Source organism: Pseudidiomarina insulisalsae, from assembly GCF_003987065.1.
Taxonomy (GTDB): domain Bacteria; phylum Pseudomonadota; class Gammaproteobacteria; order Enterobacterales; family Alteromonadaceae; genus Pseudidiomarina; species Pseudidiomarina insulisalsae.
Map to the genome: position 1 here is coordinate 74,087 of NZ_PIPY01000010.1, position 18,989 is coordinate 93,075.

Here is an 18,989-nt window from a genome sequence, read left to right on the forward strand (position 1 = left end):
CACTACTATGGCTCGTGCAGTAATAGCTGATGATCATCCTTTATTCCGCGCCGCGCTGAAACAGGCGTTGACGGAAACCCTTTCAACAGATATCGCTGAGGCCGCGAATTTTCAGCAGTTGCTTGAGGTATTGGAACAACAACCCCAATTAGAATTGGTGCTGCTTGATTTGACCATGCCCGGTAACAAAGGCTTATCGGCGATTACCTCACTACGGAGTCGCTTTCCCGATGTGTTGGTGGTGGTCGTCTCGGCAAATGAACAGCTGTCGGTCATCCGTCAGGCCATGGCTTTTGGTGCCAGCGCTTATATTCCGAAGTCGATGCCGTTGGCTGAACTGCAGGCGGCAATACATTGTGTGTTAGCGGGCGACACCTGGCTGCCAGCGCATTTGCGTGACGCCGTTGACGCCGCTGAAGTGGCACAGGAAATCGACTTTGCCGAGCGTCTTGAGCTGTTAACGCCACAGCAATATCGCGTACTCGAGTGCCTTGCCGATGGCTTACTGAATAAGCAAATCGCTTATGAGCTGAACGTGCAGGAAACCACCATTAAACAGCATGTCTCGGCCATTTTACGCAAACTGGAAGTGACAAACCGCACTCAGGCAGGTATTGTTTTCAAGCAAATGCTGAACGTACCAGAGTCATCTTTGCCAGGCTCAGAGCTCTAAGTAACGCTTCAGTAACCGTCGTAAGGCGGCGGGCTTCAGTGGTTTGGGAATAAAGCCGGCACGCGCGGCAATGGCTTGTTCGCGTAGCACTTCATCGGGATCCGCCGAAATCACAATTGCGGGTAAATCGGACAGCGCGAGCTGCCCGCGCAGCGTGCTCAGCACCTCAATTCCGGTAATATTGTCATCCAGATGGTAGTCAACAATCGCCAGATGCGGTACTGCTGCCTCAGTGTTTAGACCGTCCATTGAGGTGGCACTGTTAACGCTGGCGCCCCAGCTTTGCAGCAATTGCTGCACCGCCATCAGCATGCGCTGATCATTGTCCACCAACCAGATAGTGATACCGGCCAGAAAGCTCTCGCTGAAACTCGCCGTGGCGGTCACCGGCGCGCCGCTTTGTACGCCCCAGCGCGCAACCGGCAGCGCAATCGAAAAACGTGTTCCCTGACCGACCTGTGAATGCACTTCGAGAGGAATCTCCAGCAGTTTACTAAGACGATCGACAATGGCCAGACCCAGTCCAATACCGGGGTTATCGCCTTGCGGCTCTACCTGGTGGAACTCGCGAAAAATCGCCTGTAGCTGGTCTGGCGGAATGCCCTGGCCAGTATCGATGACCTGCAGCCTTACGCCCTGGCCTGCGCGCCTGCAACCTATCAGAATGCGTCCGCTACTGGTGTAGCGGACCGCGTTAGAAAGCAGGTTTTGCAACATGCGACTAAGTAACTTGCGGTCGGTATAAACCTGTGCCGAGCAGCGCACATAGTCAATTCGCAGGCCTTTTTCCGCGGCAATGACACGCTGCGCCTCGAGTACCGGGGTAATCACCTCATGCAGGGTCACCAATTGCTTGTTGACCGGCAGGTTGCCGGCCTCAAGACGGGTCATATCAAGTAACATGGTGAGTAGTTCTTCGGCATTTTGCAGTGATTGCTGAATCTGACGGGCCAGTACACCGTGCTCGCCCTCTAAGCGTTGGCGTAACATGTCGCAGAACAGCGTTGCCGCGTTAAAGGGCTGCATGAGATCATGGCTCACGGCGGCAAAGAAACGGCTCTTACTCTGGTGCGCACGTTCTTCCGCCTGCTTGGCGGCGAGCAATTGCTGGGTGCGATCAGCGACCCGATGCTCAAGCTCGCGGTTAATTTCTTCCAACTGCTGTTGCGCTACTACCAACTCGGTAATGTCGGTATAGGTGGTGACAAAGCCACCGCCGGGCATAGGTGCGCCCTGCAGTTCAATATGAAAGTTCCCTTGTTGCCGCTGATAGCGATAGGCACTGCCCGAACGCAGGTAGTTCAGGCGCTTATCGATCTCTGCATCAAATTGGTTGGGCCGACCGTTGCCTAACAGACCCCGCTCGGCGTTATAGCGCAGCAACTCGGCTACCGGCATGCCGGCGGTAAGATAGCCCTTAGGGTAGCCAAAAATTTCTTCGTAGCGCTGGTTCCAGGCGACCAGCCGCAGATCCTGATCGACCACACTGATACCCTGCGGGATATTCTCGACCGAGGCCTGTAATAATTCACGGTTAAATTTATACAGCTGTGATGCTTGCGTTGCCCAGTTCACTACCTGCGCAATTGGCATACCGGGTTGTTGCGTGACAGCCTCTAATAAAATACGACTAGCGGCACTACCGATGACAGCGGCAAGTTCTCGCTCAACGCGTGCCAGGATCGGTGTCGGCACCCAGTCATCATTGCTGGCGCTCGTCAAATCAAGCTGCGCGCGCTGTTGCAGACGCTCAATCTCAACCGAGTCAAAAAAGCGTGCCAGCACCTGTCGCAGGCGGCCCCAACTTATTGGCTGATGTTGATACAGTTCCTGATGCTGCTCGGTTGGGTTGCTCCAGTCGCGGCGTTGCCCGGGGTCGGTACGTGCCGTACTTAGCCACGATCCGAGCAGATACAGCGCGAGGTTACAGCCAAGGCTAAGGACAACACCACGGGCCAGATCGATATCCAGTAACTGCTGATCATTGGCTAGTGAAGGCCACAATAAGAACCAGGCCCAAAGCAGGGTACCCACCACCAGGCCCGCGACCACGCCGGTGTAATTGCCGCGCCGCCAGACCAAGCCGCCCAACAGTGCGGGCGCCAGCTGTGCCAAAAGTGCAAGCGAGAGTAAACCGGCATTTACCAGCGGCAGGTTGGCTTCGGTCAGTTTATGAAAACCAAAAGCCAGCGCGATTATGGTGACGATGGTGGTACGCCGGATGGTGAGAATACGATTGGGGGTGAAGGTAAGTTTTCGCAGTCGCCGCTGCGTTAGTTGCAGCCACATCGGCATAATCACATCATTGGACATCATGATACTCAGTGCCAGCGTAGCAATAATCACCATGCTGGTTGCCGAGGCCAGACCGCCAATAAACGCGACCGCAGTAATGGCGGGCTGCTCGGCAAGCAACAGCAACTGCAGCATAAAGGTGTCTTGCGTGGCTGCTTCAGGCACCAGCATCAGGCCGGCTAACGCGATGGGTAAGATAAACAGATTAATCGCGAACAGATAAAGGGGAAAAGCCCAGCGTGCGGTACGCAGTTCTTCCGGGTCGGTATTCTCAATGTAACAAACATGGAATTGCCGCGGCAGGCAGAACATGGAAATGGCGCCCAGCAGAATATGCGTGACATAGATAAAGGCGCCTTCGGGTTTGCCCTGTAAAACCTCGACTACTTGCGGCTGTTGCGCGGCCTGCGTGATGAGATCGGCAACGCCATCAAACATGGTGTAACTGATAAATAACCCAACCACCAGAAAAGCGCCGAGTTTGATCACAGATTCGAAGGCAACGGCGTCCATTAATCCGGAATGTTGTTCCGCCAGCGATAGGCGGCGCGTACCGAATAAAATAGCGAAACCCATCATCGCCAGGGCGACCAGCGCGGCAACATCGCCAAACCAGGGTAAAGGCGCGTCAGCAAGCCCGGTTACCACTGCAAAACTGCCGGTAACTGCCCGCAGTTGCAGCGCAATATAGGGCACAATACCAAACAAGGCTAGTAAAGCTACCACCAGCGCAAGTCCGGACGACTTGCCGTAGCGATGACTGATAACATCGGCAATGGACGTCAGGTTTTTCTGTTTACAGACATGTAGCAGGCGCATCTGAATACGATGCGCAAACAGAAAAACAGCCATGGCGCCCACATAAGTTGGCGCCATTGACCAGCCGTAATAGGCCGACTGGGTGATAGTTCCGTAAAATGCCCAGGTGGTGCAGTGAATACCTTGCGCCAGCGCATAGCGATAGGGTTTCACCTGATTCGGCGGCTTGCGCTCACCACGGTACGCGATGCTATAAAGTAGCGCGATATAAAGTGTGGCAAGAATAACCGTGAGCGCAATGGGCAGCATAATTAACGCGAATCACTGTGTTCCTGAAATACCGGAAGATGCCACTGCCAGCGAATGGCCGCCAGGCGTAGCAGCAAGGTGGTCAGGCCTCCGATAAACAGGGCCAGTAACGGATTGAATGCGGCCAAAAGCACATACACACTTGCTCCCACAATGCAGGTGGTGGCATAAAGCTCACTTTTCAGCACCATCGGCACATCACGCGCTAACACGTCACGGATCATGCCACCGAAACAGGCGGTAATGGTGCCCATAGTAACACAGATAATCGCCGGGAAGTCGGCCATCAACGCTTTTTGGGCGCCCATAACCGTAAAAAAGGCCACCCCGATAGCATCCGCAATCAGCAAGGTTTTTTGATGGATATAATCGCGCAGACGTAACCAGAAAATGGTCAGTACCGCTGCTGCAATAATGGTATACAGGTAGGTAGGGTCATGGGCCCAGAATACTGGCAGGTCGAGAATAAGATCGCGAATGGTGCCACCGCCGATAGCGGTCGCACCGGCCAGCACGATGACGCCAAAGCCGTCCATATTCTTGCGGAACGCCAACAAGGTACCAGAAATGGCAAACACCGCGACGCCCAGATGATCAAACCAGTAAAAGAAGATTTCCATTGCTGTTGTCGACTGATTTTTGGACTAAAAAAGTCAGTTTCGCATGGATTGTTACAGATGCCTAGCGGTGAGTTACCAAGATCTCTCCCCAACAGGCGATAAATTCGTTAGAATGCGGAACAATTTTGACAAAAATTGCGGCTGAGGGTTGTTTAGTAAAGGAACAGCCCCATCTCAATATGATTCTACTTAACTCGATAAGAATGAGGAAACTATGGACTTTTTAATCGGTACCGCATACGCACAAGACGGCGCAGCACAGCAAGGTGGTGGTATGGAATTGATTTTCATGCTGGTGATGTTCGGCTTGATTTTCTATTTCATGATTTATCGTCCACAGGCAAAACGTGTCAAGCAACATAAAGAACTGATTGCCAGCGTCAGCAAAGGTGACGAAGTACTCATGAACGGCGGCATGGTAGGTCGCATTACCAAAATCAGTGAAGATAAAGATTTTATGGTCATCGCTCTGGCAGAGGGTGTAGAAGTGACCGTGCAGAAGTCGGCGGTAACAGCGGTTCTGCCAAAAGGAACCATGAAATCTCTGTAACAGAGATAAGGATGTAACGTGTTAAACAAGTTTCCGCTCTGGAAAAACCTGATGGTCATCGTCATTGTTGCGGTGGCCGCAGTGTACGCTTTGCCCAACCTGTACGGTGAAGACTTTGCCGTTCAGGTTTCCGCAACGCGTACCACGACGGTGGATACCCAGGTCCTGGGCCGTGTCGAAGACCGGCTGCAAGAGATCAATATCGAACCGAAGTCGGTGGTGCTCGAAGATGGCCAGCTACTGGTGCGTTTAAACTCAGATAGTGAACAGTTGCGTGCGCGTGAGGCACTGTTGCAAGAGTTAGGTACCGATTATGTCGTCGCTCTGAATTTAGCGCCGGCCACACCAGATTGGCTGGAGGCGCTTGGCGCGTCGCCGATGAAGCTCGGCCTTGATCTACGTGGCGGTGTCCATTTTCTGATGGAAGTGGACATGAACGAAGCCATGCGCAAAATTCTCGGCCAGATGCGCGACACAGTGCGCGCGGATTTGCGTGAAGAGCGTATTCGTTACACCAGCGTCGAGCGCGACGGTAACGGTTTGCAGATTCGCCTGCGTACTGCCGACGATTTTCAGGCCGCAATGCGCTATCTGGACGGAGCTTATGACGGTTACACCCTGATTGACGACGAAGCCGCGCAGCAACTTACCTTGCGTATGACCGAGGCGAAGCTGAAAGAAACGCAGGATTACGCGATTTCACAGAACGTGACGATTTTACGTAACCGGGTCAATGAGCTGGGTGTGGCCGAGCCGCTCGTTCAGCGCCAGGGCGCGGATCGCATTGTGGTGCAGCTGCCAGGCGTACAGGACACCGCTCGCGCTAAAGAAATTCTCGGTGCTACGGCCACCCTCGAGTTCCGTATGGTGGACGACGAAAATAGCATTCGCGATGCCGAGATGGGTCGGGTACCTTTTGGTTCGGAGCTCTATCCAAATCGCAATGGCGGGAACGTACTGCTAAAAGAAGATGTCATTCTGACCGGCGATCATATTGTCAATGCGACCTCAGGTTTTGATGAAAATCAGCGTCCTCAGGTAAGCATTACGCTGGACGGCGCTGGCGGTGACAAAATGTCACTGGCAACTCGCGATGCGATTGGCAAGCCGATGGCAACCTTGTTCATCGAGTTTAAGGCCACCGGGGAGCGTAACGCCGAAGGTAATATTATCTTCGAGCGCAAAGAAGAAGTTATCAACGTGGCTACCATTCAGGCACGACTTGGTAGCAGCTTCCGTATTACCGGGCTGGACTCCGTGCAGGAAGCACAGAATCTGGCCTTGTTGCTACGCGCCGGTGCGTTAATTGCACCGATTCAAATCGTTGAAGAGCGTACCGTTGGACCAAGCCTGGGTCAGGAAAACATTGATATGGGTATGCAGGCGATCATCTGGGGCTTCGTTCTGGTACTGGCCTTTATGGTTATGTATTACAAGAAGTTTGGTATGGTTGCCAATCTTGCCCTGGCTACGAACCTGGTGCTGATTGTCGGTGTGATGTCGATGATTCCGGGTGCTACACTTACTTTACCGGGTATGGCCGGTATTGTTCTGACCGTAGGTATGGCGGTTGATGCGAATGTGCTGATATTTGAGCGCATACGCGAGGAAATTAAAGCCAAGCGTAGTCCGCAGCAGGCCATTCACCACGGTTATGACAGTGCGCTGTCAACCATTGCTGATGCCAACGTAACCACGTTGATAGCGGCAATTATTTTGTTTGCTATTGGTACCGGACCAATTAAAGGCTTCGCGGTGACCCTGGCAATCGGTATTGTGACCTCAATGTTTACGGCTATCGTGGGTACACGTGCCGTTATCAATGCCATCTGGGGTGGCAAACGCATTGATAAGCTATCGGTTTAGGAGGCCACATGCGCGAACTAATTAAAACGGATAAAACCATTCCTTTCATGCGCCTGCGGATAGGCGCATGGATTTTCAGTGGTCTCTTAATGATTGCTTCGATTGCTTCACTTGCGATTAATCAGTTGAACTGGGGCCTTGATTTCACCGGCGGTACGGTGATTGAGGTTGGCTACGAACGCGAAGCAAACCTGAGTGACATTCGTGCCACGCTTGATGCCAATGGCTTCTCCGGTGCCGTGGTGCAGAACTTTGGTACCCAGCAGGACGTACTGATTCGCCTTGAGCCACAAGAGGGTGTGAAGGCGCAACAGGTAGGTGATCAAGTCTTAAGTTTACTGCGCGAGGCGAGCACTGAAGAAGTCACCATGCGCCGTATCGAGTTTGTCGGCCCGAACGTCGGCGAGCAGTTGACGGAGCAGGGCGGTCTGGCCATGCTGACCGCGCTGATCTGTATTCTGGCCTATATCGCGTTTCGCTTTGAATGGCGTTTGGCCTTAGGTGCGGTGGGCGCGCTTGCGCATGACGTTATCATTACTTTGGGTTTGTTTTCCGTACTGGGTCTTGAGTTCGACCTAACGGTGCTGGCGGCATTGCTGGCGGTGATTGGTTACTCCATTAACGATACCGTGGTAGTGTGCGATCGGATCCGGGAAAACTTCCGTAAGTACCGTAAAGGCGAATCAGAGGAAATTATCGATGGCGCCCTGACGGATACCATGAGCCGTACGGTAATTACCTCATTGACGACGGTGCTGGTATTGCTGGCGCTGTTCTTCTTAGGTGGCGCACTTATTCACGGTTTTGCAACGGCATTGCTGTTCGGTGTCTTTATTGGTACGTACTCGTCTATTTACATTGCCAGTTCACTGGCATTGGCGCTGGGTGTCAGCCGCGAAGATCTGATGCCGCCGGAAGTAGAGAAAGAGGGCGAAGATCTCGAGCCCATGCCTTAAGCAGTGAAAGGAGAACGGATGATGCTAGTGGTATTGTCACCCGCAAAAAACCTGGACTACGAAAGCCCGTTGCCGACTGACGAGTACAGTCAGCCACGTTTACTTGAGTATGCGCAGGAATTGGTCGATCGTTGCCAGTCCTTGTCGCCGCAGGAGCTAGGCTCGTTGATGAAGATCAGCGACAAGCTGGCGGGACTCAACGCCGCGCGCTTTGCCGACTGGCATCAGCCGTTTACTCCCGAGAATGCGCGGCCCGCTGTGTTCGCTTTTGACGGCGACGTGTACAGCGGTTTGCAGGCAGAAAAAATGTCTGACGAAACAATTGCTTTTGCGCAGGAACATTTACGCATCTTGTCGGGTCTATATGGAGTATTACGCCCGCTTGATCTAATGCAGCCCTATCGGTTAGAGATGGGCACTAAGTTAGATACCGCACGGGGCAAAAACCTTTATGAATTTTGGGGCGATGTCATTACTGACACGCTGAATGAAGACCTGAAGGCCATTGATAGCGATCTGCTGGTCAACCTGGCTTCGAATGAATACTTTTCGAGTGTTGACCCGAAACATTTACGGGCGGATATCGTAACTCCGGTCTTTAAGGACGAGAAGAACGGCCAGTACAAAGTAATTAGTTTCTGGGCGAAGAAAGCGCGCGGTGCCATGGCTCGTTATATAATGAACGAAAAGGTTAGCAGCGTCGCGGAACTGAAAAAGTTTAATGCCAACGGTTACCGGTTTAATGCCGAGCAATCGAGTGAAAGCGAACTGGTATTCCAGCGTGCTGAGCGCGATCAATAGACTGAGGAGAAGGTGATGAGTGACACAGAATTTAGTAGTCAGAAGACGACACCAGCCAGAGGTAAGCTAATGCTTGCATCCCTGGTTGTGATTGCCATCGCTGTCGCCATTATCTGGTATGTTTCGCAGGACCAGCAACCACCACGGCACGTCATTGAACAGCCTGTTGAGGTGGTAGAACCTGAGGTGCCTGTAGTCACTGAAGCCGAAACCGAGTTGGTCGAGGAACCTGCAGATACAGTTGAATTGGGGGAGCCGGAGGCTGAGCCAGAGGTAACCACTGAGCAGCAGGAACCGGAACCGGAACTGCCGCCGCTAGCGCAAAGCACCGAGCCAGTGTTGGAGCAGTTAAAAGCAGCGGGACAGCCAGTCGAACCGATACAAAGTGAACAGTTGATTCGTGACGCCGTGGTGTTTGTGGATAATCTACGTAACGGTGTCGTGGTCAAAGATGCCGCCATCGTCAGTGGCCCGAAAGCGCGCTTCCGGGTGCTGGAGCAGGACGGTAAAATCTACATAGACCCACGCTCCTACGATCGTTATAACACGGTGGTTGACTGGTTTGTCAGTCTTGATACCGACGTAGTAGTAAGCATGCTGGACGATTATGAACCTCTGGTCCAGCAGGCTTTAACTGAGATTGGCTATCCTGATACCGCGCCTGAAACAGTTATCTTCGATGCTATCGACATGCTAATGCAAACGCCGTCGGTTGGTACAGTAATTGAACTGACAGATGAGACGGTTATGTACCGTTACGCTGACCCGGCGCTGGAAGCTCTTCCGGAAGCGCAAAAACAGATGTTGCGCCTGGGGCCGGACAACATGCGTCGGGTAAAATTAAAACTTGAGAGCATTCGCGAGGCGATGCGTAACCCCTAACCAGGCGGCCTGACGAGTATGGATAGGATTCCACAGCACCTGCGGGCACCGTTGCCAACGCGTGGCAACCGTTTCAGCCGCTGGATCGGCAGAGTGGGGATGCGGCTATTAGGCGGCTGGCGCATTGAAGGCGAATTGCCGCAGACCCGGCAAGCCATTATCCCGGTCGCGCCGCATACCTCGAACTGGGACTTTTTCGTCGGCGTATTCGTAATGCTGGCGCTGGGTCTGAAACTTTCCTTTCTTGGCAAACACACCATCTTTCGCTTTCCGGTAAACGGCCTGCTGCGCTGGCTTGGCGGTATTCCGGTGGATCGCCGCGCGGCGCAGGGTGTCGTCGGGCAAATGGTAGAACAGTTCGAACAGCGGGATGAGCTTATTCTGGCTCTGGCGCCCGAGGGTACCCGGAAAAAAGTCAGTGAGTGGAAAAAAGGCTTTTTGCACATGGCGCGTAGGGCTGAGGTACCCGTTATTCCGGTAGGGATGGATTTTTCCCGTAGGGTGATTGATATTCGTCCGCCAATGATGATTACCGGTGACATCGACGAAGAGTTGCAACGCGTCAAACACGCGGTTGCCCATGCTGAAGGGAAAAATCCTCAGCATGCCGGAAATTAAAATTTGTGCTATCATCGCGCCGATTTCTTTAAAAGGATGCAATCATGAAGGTTATTGAAGCTGGCATCGCGGCACCGGGTAAAAAGTTTGCCCTGGTGGTCTCGCGTTTTAACCATTTTGTTGTCGACAGCTTACTTGACGGTGCGGTACAGACCTTAAAGCATTACGGTCAGGTCAGTGACGATGCCATCACAGTGGTCAAAGTACCCGGCGCTTATGAGTTGCCGTTAGCGGCACAGAAGCTGGCCGCGAGCGGCAACTACGACGCTATTATCGCCATTGGTGCGGTGATTCGCGGCGGTACACCTCACTTTGACTTCGTTGCGGGTGAGTGCAACAGCGGTCTGAGCCGCGTCATGCATGAATTCAACCTACCTGTAGCCAACGGCGTGATCACCACTGATACTATTGAGCAAGCCATTGAACGTAGCGGTACCAAAGCCGGTAATAAAGGCTCTGAAGCAGCCTTAAGTGCTTTGGAAATGGTGAACGTGCTCGAACAGCTTTAAGAGGATTAACAATGAAACCTGCTGCACGTCGTAAGGCGCGTAAATTAGCGGTTCAGGCCATTTATTCATGGCAGTTAAGTGAAAACAGCATGAGCGACATCGAAGCTCAGTTTCTCACTGACAATGACACCAGCAAAATTGATGTAGATTACTTTTTGGCGTTGGTTCGCGGTGTGGCCGGCCAGGTCAAAACCCTGGACGAGGCCTTATCGCCGTTTTTGGATCGTCCGCTGAATGAACTCGATCAGGTCGAGCGCGCGGTGTTACGTCTGGCAGCCTTCGAGCTGCGCGAACGTCATGATGTACCCTACAAAGTGGCCATAAACGAGGCCATTGAGCTGGCCAAGTCGTTTGGCGCTGATGAGAGTCACCGTTTCGTTAATGGTGTACTGGATAAAGCTATCGACAGCTTGCGTCCGGCCCGCAAGTAACGAAGAAAAGCGACTATGGCACTGGGCGAATTTGATCTCATTGACACTTTTTTTACGCATCGTTGGCCGGCTCGCGACGATGTCGCGTTGGGTGTGGGCGACGATGCGGCGGTGCTCAATGTTCCGTCTGATTCCCAGTTAGTGATCGCCACGGATACCATGGTATCCGGCGTGCATTTTGATGAGCAGACCCCCGCCCGCGCGGTAGGCCATAAGATAGCGGCGGTGAACCTGAGCGATCTTGCCGCGATGGGTGCCGAGCCGACCTGGCTGTCGTTGGCTCTGACGCTACCTGAGGTGGATGAGGAATGGTTAACCAGCTTCAGTCATGGCCTGCGTGAAATTTGTGAATACTACGATTGCCAACTGATTGGTGGTGATACCACCAAAGGTCCGTTGACCCTTACGCTAACCGCGCATGGTCTGGTTCCCAGAGGGCAGGTACTGCGTCGCGACGGTGCGAAGCCTGGCGACTGGGTCTATGTCAGCGGCACTTTGGGCGATGCTGGTCTGGCGCTCGCCTGCCAGCAACATCAACAAAGTATCTCAGACAGTCATTACCGGCGCGTACTCGAACGTCTTTACTTTCCCTCACCACGGATTGCTCTGGGGCAGAACCTGCGTGATGTGGCATCAAGTGCCATTGATCTCTCCGATGGTTTGTATTCTGATCTGGGGCATATTCTCAAATCCTCACAAGTGGGCGCGCGGATCGATGTGGACGAGTTGCCACTGAGTCTGGCCCTGACCGAGTCAGTTGACGCGGACACCGCAATTAATTTTGCCCTGACCAGTGGCGACGATTATGAGCTGTGTTTTACCGTTCCGGAAAGCAAGCGCGGCGTTTTTGATACCGTTATGGCGCGACATCCGGCAAAACCCACCTGTATTGGCCGTATTACCAATCAGCCCGAAAAGCTGCGGCTTGAGCGCGAAGGCGAGCCATGGCAGGGACTCGACAAGCAGCACGGCTATGACCACTTCGGTTAAGCTCACAACATCTGTTTCAGCACGCCTGTTACTGCATCCGGTGCATCTGTTGTCACTGGGCTTCGGTAGCGGTCTGGCACCCAAGGCACCGGGAACTTTCGGCACGCTGGCGGCGGTACCGCTGGTACTCCTGCTACAGCATTTAAGTGCCGTGAATTATTTTGTGCTCGCGCTGGTCGCGGCGATTGTGGGGGTGTGGCTATGTCGGGCGACTGCGTTGCGCTTAGGTGTGCATGATCATCCAGCCATTGTCTGGGACGAGATAGCCGGTTATTTACTGGCAATGAGTTTTTTACCGGTCACCTGGTTTAACCTGATCGCGGCTTTTGCCTTATTTCGCTTCTTCGATATCGTAAAGCCCGGACCGCTGGGCTGGTGTGACAGGAATTTACATGGTGGCCTGGGAATTATGGCCGACGATGTACTCGCCGGCCTTGCCAGTGCGGCTGTGTTACATCTTGGCCATACGCTCGCGAATACGTTGCTCTAAACTTTTCGCGTCAAGTCCAAGCTCGGCACGCACTTCGTCTTGTCCGCCATGCTTAATAAACTGATCAGGTAAGCCTAATTGTAGCAGTGGGGTCGACAGCCCTTCGCGCAGCAGGAACTCACCTACCGCACTGCCTGCACCGCCGGCGACTACGTTGTCTTCGACCGTAACCAATAAGTCATGGCTGGCTGCTAGTTCCGCAATCAGGCTCTCGTCAAGCGGCTTCACAAAGCGCATATCCGCAACGCTGGCGTCGAGTTCGCTGGCACATGGCAGAACGTCATTCAGTACCGTACCAAAGCTCAGAATAGCCACTTTCGCGTTGTCCGACTGGCGCACCATACGGCCTTTACCGATGCTTAATTGCTGCAGCTCAGCATCGACTTCACAGCCGGTACCGTTACCGCGGGGATAGCGCACCGCTGCAGGTTGATCGAGCACGTGGCCGGTGTAAAGCATGTTGCGGCATTCGTTTTCGTCGCTTGGGGCCATGACCACCATATTCGGAATACAACGTAAGTAGCTGAGATCAAATGCCCCCTGATGGGTTGGGCCGTCGGCGCCAACGATACCGGCGCGATCAATCGCGAACAGCACCGGCAGATTCTGCAGCGCGACATCATGAATCAGCTGGTCGTAACCACGCTGCAGAAAGGTCGAGTAAATAGCGACGACCGGATGATAGCCACCAATAGCAAGGCCAGCGCCAAAGGTCACGGCGTGCTGTTCAGCAATGGCAACATCGAAGTACTGCTTCGGGTACTGCTGTGAAAATTTGACCATGCCTGAGCCTTCGCGCATGGCGGGGGTGACAGCCATCAGCTTCGGATCGCGTGCTGCCATCTCACAAAGCCAGTCGCCAAATACCTGAGAATAAGAAGGCGTTGCAGCCTTTTTACTTGGCAGCGAGGTGCCGTTCGGGTCGAACTTAGGCACACCGTGATAGCCAATCGGATCTTTCTCAGCCGGCTCGTAGCCTTTGCCTTTGCGGGTCACTATATGTAAAAACTGCGGGCCTTTCAGGCTACGCATATTACGTAAGGTTGAGACCAGCAAATTGACGTCATGACCATCAATCGGCCCGATGTAATTAAAACCGAGTTCTTCAAAAATGGTGCCCGGTGCCACCATACCTTTCATATGTTCTTCGGCGCGACTGGCCAAATGGTGAATGCCCGGCATTCCCTGCAGTAGCTTTTTGCTGCCTTCGCGCACCGAGTTATAAAACTTGCCAGAAAGTACCCGCGCCAGGTGATTATTCAGCGCACCGACGTTTTCGGAAATAGACATGTCGTTGTCGTTCAGAATAACGAGCATATTTGGCTCAATGCCGCCGGCATGATTCAGCGCTTCAAACGCCATACCCGCCGTCATGGCACCGTCGCCAATAATAGCGACGACCTTCTGTTCGGTACGCTCGCGTTCGGCGGCAATCGCCATACCCAGAGCTGCACTGATGGAAGTACTCGAATGACCGACACTGAGGGTGTCGTATTCGCTTTCAGGGCGCCACGGGAAAGGGTGCAAGCCATCTTTTTGGCGGATGGTGTGCAACTGGTCTTTGCGGCCAGTCAGAATTTTATGCGGATAGGCCTGATGGCCGACATCCCAAACCAGCTGATCATAGGGGGTCGCATAGACATAATGTAACGCCACGGTCAGCTCCACGGTGCCCAGACCGGACGCTAAATGACCACTGCTTTGGCTCACCGAGTTCAACAGGAACTCGCGCACTTCCGCGCATAGCTGCGGTAACTGGCGTTCGTTTAAAGTGCGTAAATCTGCCGGCGAATCGATAGCGTCGAGCAGCGCGTACGAGCCTTGTGCTGAGCGAGATGATGATGACATGCGATTAATAATCCCGAGTTAACAACTGTTCTGCAAAATTTTCCAGTAACTGTGTATTGTAGGGGATTCTTTGCAGTGCTTGAAGCGCTTTCTGGTGTAATTGCGTAAGCTTCACCTGAGCGGCCTCTAAGCCAAGCAGCGTGACATAGGTGGATTTCTGCGCTGCTTCATCTTTACCTTTTGTCTTACCTAGCATTTCTGTTGAGCTGGTAACATCAAGAATATCGTCCTGCACCTGAAACGCCAGGCCAAGTAGTGCAGCAAACTGACTGAAGTCGTCCAGATATTGCTGCGCTTCTTCGCTGCCGCTCAATACCCCGAGCTGCACCGCGGCATTGATGAGTGCTCCGGTCTTTAATTGGTGCACTTGCTCCAGTTCGGCCTCAGTCAACTGCCGCGCGGTTGCGGCGAGGTCGAGCGCCTGGCCGCCACACATGCCGCGGCTGCCGCTGGCCTGACTAAGAGCGCGCAGCATTTGTACTTGCCGTTGTGGGTCAAGTTGCAGCTCAATGGCGGTTAACAGTTCAAACGCCAGGGTTTGCAAAGCGTCGCCGGCAAGGATCGCGGTTGCCTCATCGAAGGCCCGGTGGCAGGTCGCCTGACCACGACGCAGATCATCATCGTCCATTGCCGGCAGGTCATCATGTATCAGCGAATAGGCATGAATGCACTCGACTGCCGCGGCGGCGTGATCAAGAACCTGCGCCGAGGCGCCACAGATCTCACCCACGCTGTAGGTCAGAAACGGCCGTACGCGTTTACCGCCCAGCACCAGCGCGTAACGCATTGCCTGCTGCAATTGCGGGGCCGGGGAGTGATAATTTTGTAAATGTTGCTCCAGCACGCGGTTAATAGTGTCACGTTGCCGGGCCATTAACTGTTCCAGACTCACGAACGCTGGGCTCCATCGGCGCTCTCTTCTTCGTTAAAAGGAGCCAGCGCCTCACCGCTTTGCTGCTGCAGTAGCTGACTAACCTTCTGCTCGGCCTGCTGTAGTTTTTCCTGGCTCAGACGTGATAGCCGTACGGCCTTTTCGAACTCTTCCAACGCTTGCTCAAGTGGTAATTCGCCTTGCTCCAGCTTGACCACGATCTGCTCTAATTCGGCAATGGCTTGTTCCAGTGATTTATCACTCATAGTGTTACCTAATCTGTTTGCGCCGCAACGCTGACCAACGAAGGAATGTCGGGCACAAGTTACCCTGATTCCGATGGACCGTCAAATCGGTTATACTAGCGCGTTTTGAGCACCCGATAAGTAGTCCGTCGATGAAATTTGTTATTCGTTTACATGCCGAAATCACCATTAAAAGTAAAGGTGTACGCAAGCGTTACGGCAAAGTCCTGGTTAATAACCTGAAAAACATCCTAAAGCGTGTGGACTTACCAGAAAGTACACCGCTCAAAGTGCTTTGGTGCTGGGATCGTATTGAGGTCAAAGTCGACTCGCAGAATCCGCAAGTGGCGACACAAATCCAGGAAGAATTGCAACGTATTCCTGGCATCGCCTGGTTCAGTCAATCCCATGAGTTGACGCTGGACGATTGCCAGAATGCCGATTTTGCACCGATTCTTGAACAGGTTCTGGCGACCTGGAGTGAACGCCTGGCCGGCCGTAACTTTGCGGTACGGGTCAAGCGCAAGGGGCAACATGGCTTTTCGTCACTGGACTTAGAGCGTTACATCGGCGGCGGCGTGTTACAGCGCGTGCCGCAAACGCGGGTGAGCCTGAAGCAACCTGAGGTGGAGCTGCGCATCGAAATTGACAATGAAACGGTGCGGGTCTTTGGCGACAAACAGGCCGGGCTCGGTGGCTTTCCGTTGCCAACCCAGGAAACTGTCGTCAGTCTGCTGTCGGGTGGCTTTGACTCCAGCGTGGCGAGCTTTCAGTTGATTCGAAGAGGCGCGCGGACGCATTTTTGTTTCTTCAATTTAGGTGGTGACCGCCATGAAACCGGTGTGCGTCAGACCGCGTATTACCTGTGGCAAAACTATGCCAGTTCGCACCCACTAAAATTTATCAGTATTGATTTTGCCCCGGTGGTGGAAGAAATTCTGACCCATGTTGATAATGGCCTGATGGGCGTTGTATTAAAGCGACAAATGCTGCGTACCGCGCAAATTGTCGCGCGCCGTATTAATGCCAGCGCGCTGGTTACCGGCGAGGCTCTGGGACAGGTATCCAGTCAGACACTCAGTAACCTGAGTGTGATTGATGAAGCGATCGACAGCCTGGTCTTACGCCCGTTGATCACCATGGATAAGCAGGAAATTATTAATATTGCTGAGCAGATTGGCACCGCAGATATCTCCCGCAGTATGCCCGAGTATTGCGGTGTGATTTCGGTAAAGCCCACGGTGAAAGCGCAGCGCGATGCGGTACTTGCAGCCGAGTCACGGCTTGATCCGGAGCTGCTGTATCAGGTGGTACGTGCAGCGCAGGTAGAAGAAGTAAAACATATCGGCGAAGTGACAGATGAGAAGGCGCACGTAGTGGCTTCGGTAAGCGCAACACAAGACGATGTTATCGTTGATATTCGCAGCAGTGATGAGCAGGAAGCGAAGCCGCTGGTGCTGGATAACGCGGAGATTCCGGTCGAGCACATTCCATTTTTTAAACTTGGTACAGCGTTCGCGGAACTTGATCCGGACAAACATTATCTACTGTACTGCGAGAAAGGGGTGATGAGTAAATTGCAGGCGCTTTATCTGCAGGATCAAGGGTATACTAACGTAGGTGTTTATCAGCCACCGCGCTAAGGCTGACGCAGTCACTACAAGGATGACACATGAGTTCGAAAAACTGGGCGAGAGTAATTTTTTTAGTGTTGTTAGTTGCGGTGACCGCAGCCTTTTTGCTGCAGGTCTCAAGCGGTGCGCTGCCGCGCTTTGAGCATTTTGACAAGCTGGTACACTTCGGCGCTTTTTTTGTGCTCGCCTGGGCATTTTATCATGCGTTTCCGATCCCCATCTGGTTAGCCTTACTGGTTCTTACCGGTTATGGCTTGCTTATTGAGTACGTGCAGGAACTGCTGCCGTATCGTACCTCGAGCTGGGGGGATCTGGTGGCAGATGCTGCCGGTGCGGGTAGTTTTTACTTGCTTGCCTGGTGGCGCTTTATGCGCCACCGCAAGCGTAAGGCTAAGACTTCTTCTTCGACTTAGTTGCCCCGGCTTTCTTCTTTTTCTTCTTCGCTTTTTTACGCGCGTCGGGAAACTTATACTGCGGTTTAAGCTCAGCAAATACGCGCCGTTCAATTTTACTGCCCTGGTAGCGCTCGACACGGCCCAATAGGTCCGCATCATGCGCTTCCACCAGCGACACTGCGACGCCAGTCTTACCCGCCCGGCCGGTACGGCCTATACGGTGCAGATAAATATCTGCCTGGCGTGGCATATCATAGTTAACCACCAGCTCCACCGCCTCGATATCAATACCACGAGCCGCGACATCGGTGGCAATGAGGGTCGCATCGGCAAAGTTCTCCATGCGGGCGATAACTTTCTGGCGCTCATCCTGAGGCATATCGCCGCGCAGGGTCATGTTTTTAATGCCCTGACTCCAGAGCTTGGCGGACAATTCCTCAACTTTTTCGCGGGTGCGTACGAAGATGATCCGACGACCGGGATAGTCAGGTAACAGCCGCAGTAAGAGCTGTAGTTTATGCTCTGCGGTATCGGCCTGATACCAGCGCTGCAGGATCTTTCCTTTTTCCCGCTTCGGCGGCTGCACCACAATATGCTCAGGCTCTTTCTGAATAGCCGCCGAGAATTTCAGTACGCCGCTGCTTTCAAGCGTTGCCGAAAACAGCAGGGTTTGCTTCAGGTGCAAGGCCGACTGAGCAATCATCTGAACCGAGGTGGCAAAGCCCATATCTAACATGCGATCGGCTTCGTCAATAATCAGCCACTCAATGTGTTCAAGCTCATATTGCTCAGCATTGAGCAGGTCCAGCAGGCGTCCCGGGGTCGCGACCAGAATGTCATGAGGTTGTTCTAACAGCTGGTGTTGACTGCCATAATTAACACCACCGGTGATTAACACGCTGCGGAAGCCGGTGGTTTCGCCAAAAGCATCAGCCTGCTCGGCAATTTGTTGCGCCAACTCACGGGTCGGTGCCAGAATCAGCACCCTGGCACTGCCCGGCTGTTGGCGTGGAAAGTCAAGCAGGTGCTGGAGTGCAGGCAGCAAAAAGGCTAATGTTTTACCGGTACCGGTCGGCGAATTGACCAATAGATCCTGACCCGCGAGTGCAGCAGGAATCACCGCTTGTTGAACTTTGGCAGGTTTGTTAATTTCCGCCGCCAATAAAACGTCGATCAGGTCATCGTCGAGTTCGAGTTGATCCCAGTCAGGGGTCATGGTGTCATCCTTTCGTTGCAGCATCACGCTG

The 18,989-nt window shown here is 53.3% G+C and carries 19 protein-coding genes; 13 read left to right on the plus strand and 6 right to left on the minus strand.

From position 1 onward, the window contains the following. The first annotated feature begins 7 nt into the window (after nt 1-7). The gene (locus CWI71_RS10040; protein WP_126755133.1) at nt 8-673 is read left to right on the plus strand and encodes a response regulator; all 666 of its coding nucleotides are present in this window, start codon (nt 8-10) and stop codon (nt 671-673) included. Here the strand turns inward: CWI71_RS10040 and CWI71_RS10045 are convergent. After that, nucleotides 662-4,036, minus strand: a complete 3,375-nt coding sequence (locus tag CWI71_RS10045) for a hybrid sensor histidine kinase/response regulator (protein WP_126755134.1) — start codon at nt 4,034-4,036, stop codon at nt 662-664. The genes CWI71_RS10040 and CWI71_RS10045 overlap by 12 nt on opposite strands. A 2-nt stretch (nt 4,037-4,038) precedes the next feature. Beyond that, on the minus strand, nt 4,039-4,656 hold the full coding sequence (locus CWI71_RS10050; protein WP_126755135.1) for a trimeric intracellular cation channel family protein: 618 nt from the start codon (nt 4,654-4,656) through the stop codon (nt 4,039-4,041). Nucleotides 4,657-4,870: 214 nt separating this feature from the next. Between CWI71_RS10050 and yajC the strand changes: the two genes are divergently transcribed. From yajC to CWI71_RS10100, 10 genes are read left to right on the plus strand one after another with little or no spacing between them, the layout of a single operon-like run. Next, nucleotides 4,871-5,206 (plus strand): preprotein translocase subunit YajC, encoded by a 336-nt coding sequence (yajC, locus tag CWI71_RS10055; RefSeq protein WP_126755136.1) that lies wholly within the window; start codon nt 4,871-4,873, stop codon nt 5,204-5,206. Between the two features lie 18 nt (nt 5,207-5,224). Next, nucleotides 5,225-7,072 (plus strand): protein translocase subunit SecD, encoded by a 1,848-nt coding sequence (secD, locus tag CWI71_RS10060; RefSeq protein ID WP_126755137.1) that lies wholly within the window; start codon nt 5,225-5,227, stop codon nt 7,070-7,072. Nucleotides 7,073-7,080: 8 nt separating this feature from the next. Continuing rightward, nucleotides 7,081-8,028: a protein translocase subunit SecF gene (secF, locus tag CWI71_RS10065; RefSeq protein WP_126755138.1), complete on the plus strand. Its 948-nt coding sequence runs from the start codon at nt 7,081-7,083 to the stop codon at nt 8,026-8,028. Between the two features lie 18 nt (nt 8,029-8,046). Further along, a complete protein-coding gene (gene yaaA, locus CWI71_RS10070) occupies nt 8,047-8,829 on the plus strand; it encodes a peroxide stress protein YaaA (RefSeq protein WP_420849298.1) in 783 nt (260 codons plus the stop codon). A 15-nt stretch (nt 8,830-8,844) separates the two neighbouring features. Continuing rightward, nucleotides 8,845-9,711: a DUF3014 domain-containing protein gene (locus CWI71_RS10075; RefSeq protein ID WP_126755139.1), complete on the plus strand. Its 867-nt coding sequence runs from the start codon at nt 8,845-8,847 to the stop codon at nt 9,709-9,711. 18 nt (nt 9,712-9,729) lie between these two features. Then, a complete protein-coding gene (locus CWI71_RS10080) occupies nt 9,730-10,329 on the plus strand; it encodes a lysophospholipid acyltransferase family protein (protein ID WP_241967708.1) in 600 nt (199 codons plus the stop codon). A gap of 44 nt (nt 10,330-10,373) precedes the next feature. Then, complete coding sequence (gene ribH, locus CWI71_RS10085; protein WP_126755140.1) at nt 10,374-10,838, plus strand: 6,7-dimethyl-8-ribityllumazine synthase; 465 nt, start codon at nt 10,374-10,376, stop codon at nt 10,836-10,838. 11 nt (nt 10,839-10,849) lie between these two features. Next, on the plus strand, nt 10,850-11,269 hold the full coding sequence (gene nusB, locus CWI71_RS10090) for a transcription antitermination factor NusB (RefSeq protein WP_126755141.1): 420 nt from the start codon (nt 10,850-10,852) through the stop codon (nt 11,267-11,269). Nucleotides 11,270-11,290: 21 nt separating this feature from the next. Continuing rightward, nucleotides 11,291-12,259, plus strand: coding sequence for a thiamine-phosphate kinase (gene thiL / locus CWI71_RS10095; RefSeq protein ID WP_126755177.1), 969 nt, complete (start codon nt 11,291-11,293; stop codon nt 12,257-12,259). Then, the gene (locus CWI71_RS10100) at nt 12,243-12,749 is read left to right on the plus strand and encodes a phosphatidylglycerophosphatase A family protein (protein WP_126755142.1); all 507 of its coding nucleotides are present in this window, start codon (nt 12,243-12,245) and stop codon (nt 12,747-12,749) included. Before thiL ends, CWI71_RS10100 begins: the two co-directional genes overlap by 17 nt. Here the strand turns inward: CWI71_RS10100 and dxs are convergent. Genes dxs through xseB form a run of 3 tightly spaced genes read right to left on the minus strand, consistent with a single transcriptional unit; the run spans nt 12,711 to nt 15,734 of the window. After that, the gene (dxs, locus tag CWI71_RS10105) at nt 12,711-14,597 is read right to left on the minus strand and encodes a 1-deoxy-D-xylulose-5-phosphate synthase (protein ID WP_126755143.1); all 1,887 of its coding nucleotides are present in this window, start codon (nt 14,595-14,597) and stop codon (nt 12,711-12,713) included. The two genes, CWI71_RS10100 and dxs, sit on opposite strands and share 39 nt — an antisense overlap. 4 nt (nt 14,598-14,601) lie before the next feature. Continuing rightward, nucleotides 14,602-15,489 carry a polyprenyl synthetase family protein gene (locus CWI71_RS10110; protein WP_241967710.1) on the minus strand — a complete coding sequence of 296 codons (888 nt, stop codon included), beginning with the start codon at nt 15,487-15,489 and terminating at the stop codon, nt 14,602-14,604. Further along, the gene (xseB, locus tag CWI71_RS10115) at nt 15,486-15,734 is read right to left on the minus strand and encodes an exodeoxyribonuclease VII small subunit (protein ID WP_126755144.1); all 249 of its coding nucleotides are present in this window, start codon (nt 15,732-15,734) and stop codon (nt 15,486-15,488) included. The genes CWI71_RS10110 and xseB overlap by 4 nt, the downstream gene beginning before the upstream one ends. A gap of 131 nt (nt 15,735-15,865) precedes the next feature. Here xseB and thiI point away from each other — a divergent pair, with 131 nt between their 5' ends. Together thiI and CWI71_RS10125 are read left to right on the plus strand one after the other, a co-directional pair. Continuing rightward, entirely contained in the window at nt 15,866-17,356 is a 1,491-nt protein-coding gene (gene thiI / locus CWI71_RS10120; protein WP_126755145.1) for a tRNA uracil 4-sulfurtransferase ThiI, read from the plus strand. Between the two features lie 29 nt (nt 17,357-17,385). After that, the gene (locus tag CWI71_RS10125; RefSeq protein ID WP_126755146.1) at nt 17,386-17,760 is read left to right on the plus strand and encodes a VanZ family protein; all 375 of its coding nucleotides are present in this window, start codon (nt 17,386-17,388) and stop codon (nt 17,758-17,760) included. On the opposite strand, the gene srmB is transcribed toward CWI71_RS10125, so the two are convergent. Next, on the minus strand, nt 17,738-18,958 hold the full coding sequence (gene srmB, locus CWI71_RS10130; protein WP_126755147.1) for an ATP-dependent RNA helicase SrmB: 1,221 nt from the start codon (nt 18,956-18,958) through the stop codon (nt 17,738-17,740). The genes CWI71_RS10125 and srmB overlap by 23 nt on opposite strands. Nucleotides 18,959-18,989 lie beyond the last annotated feature (31 nt).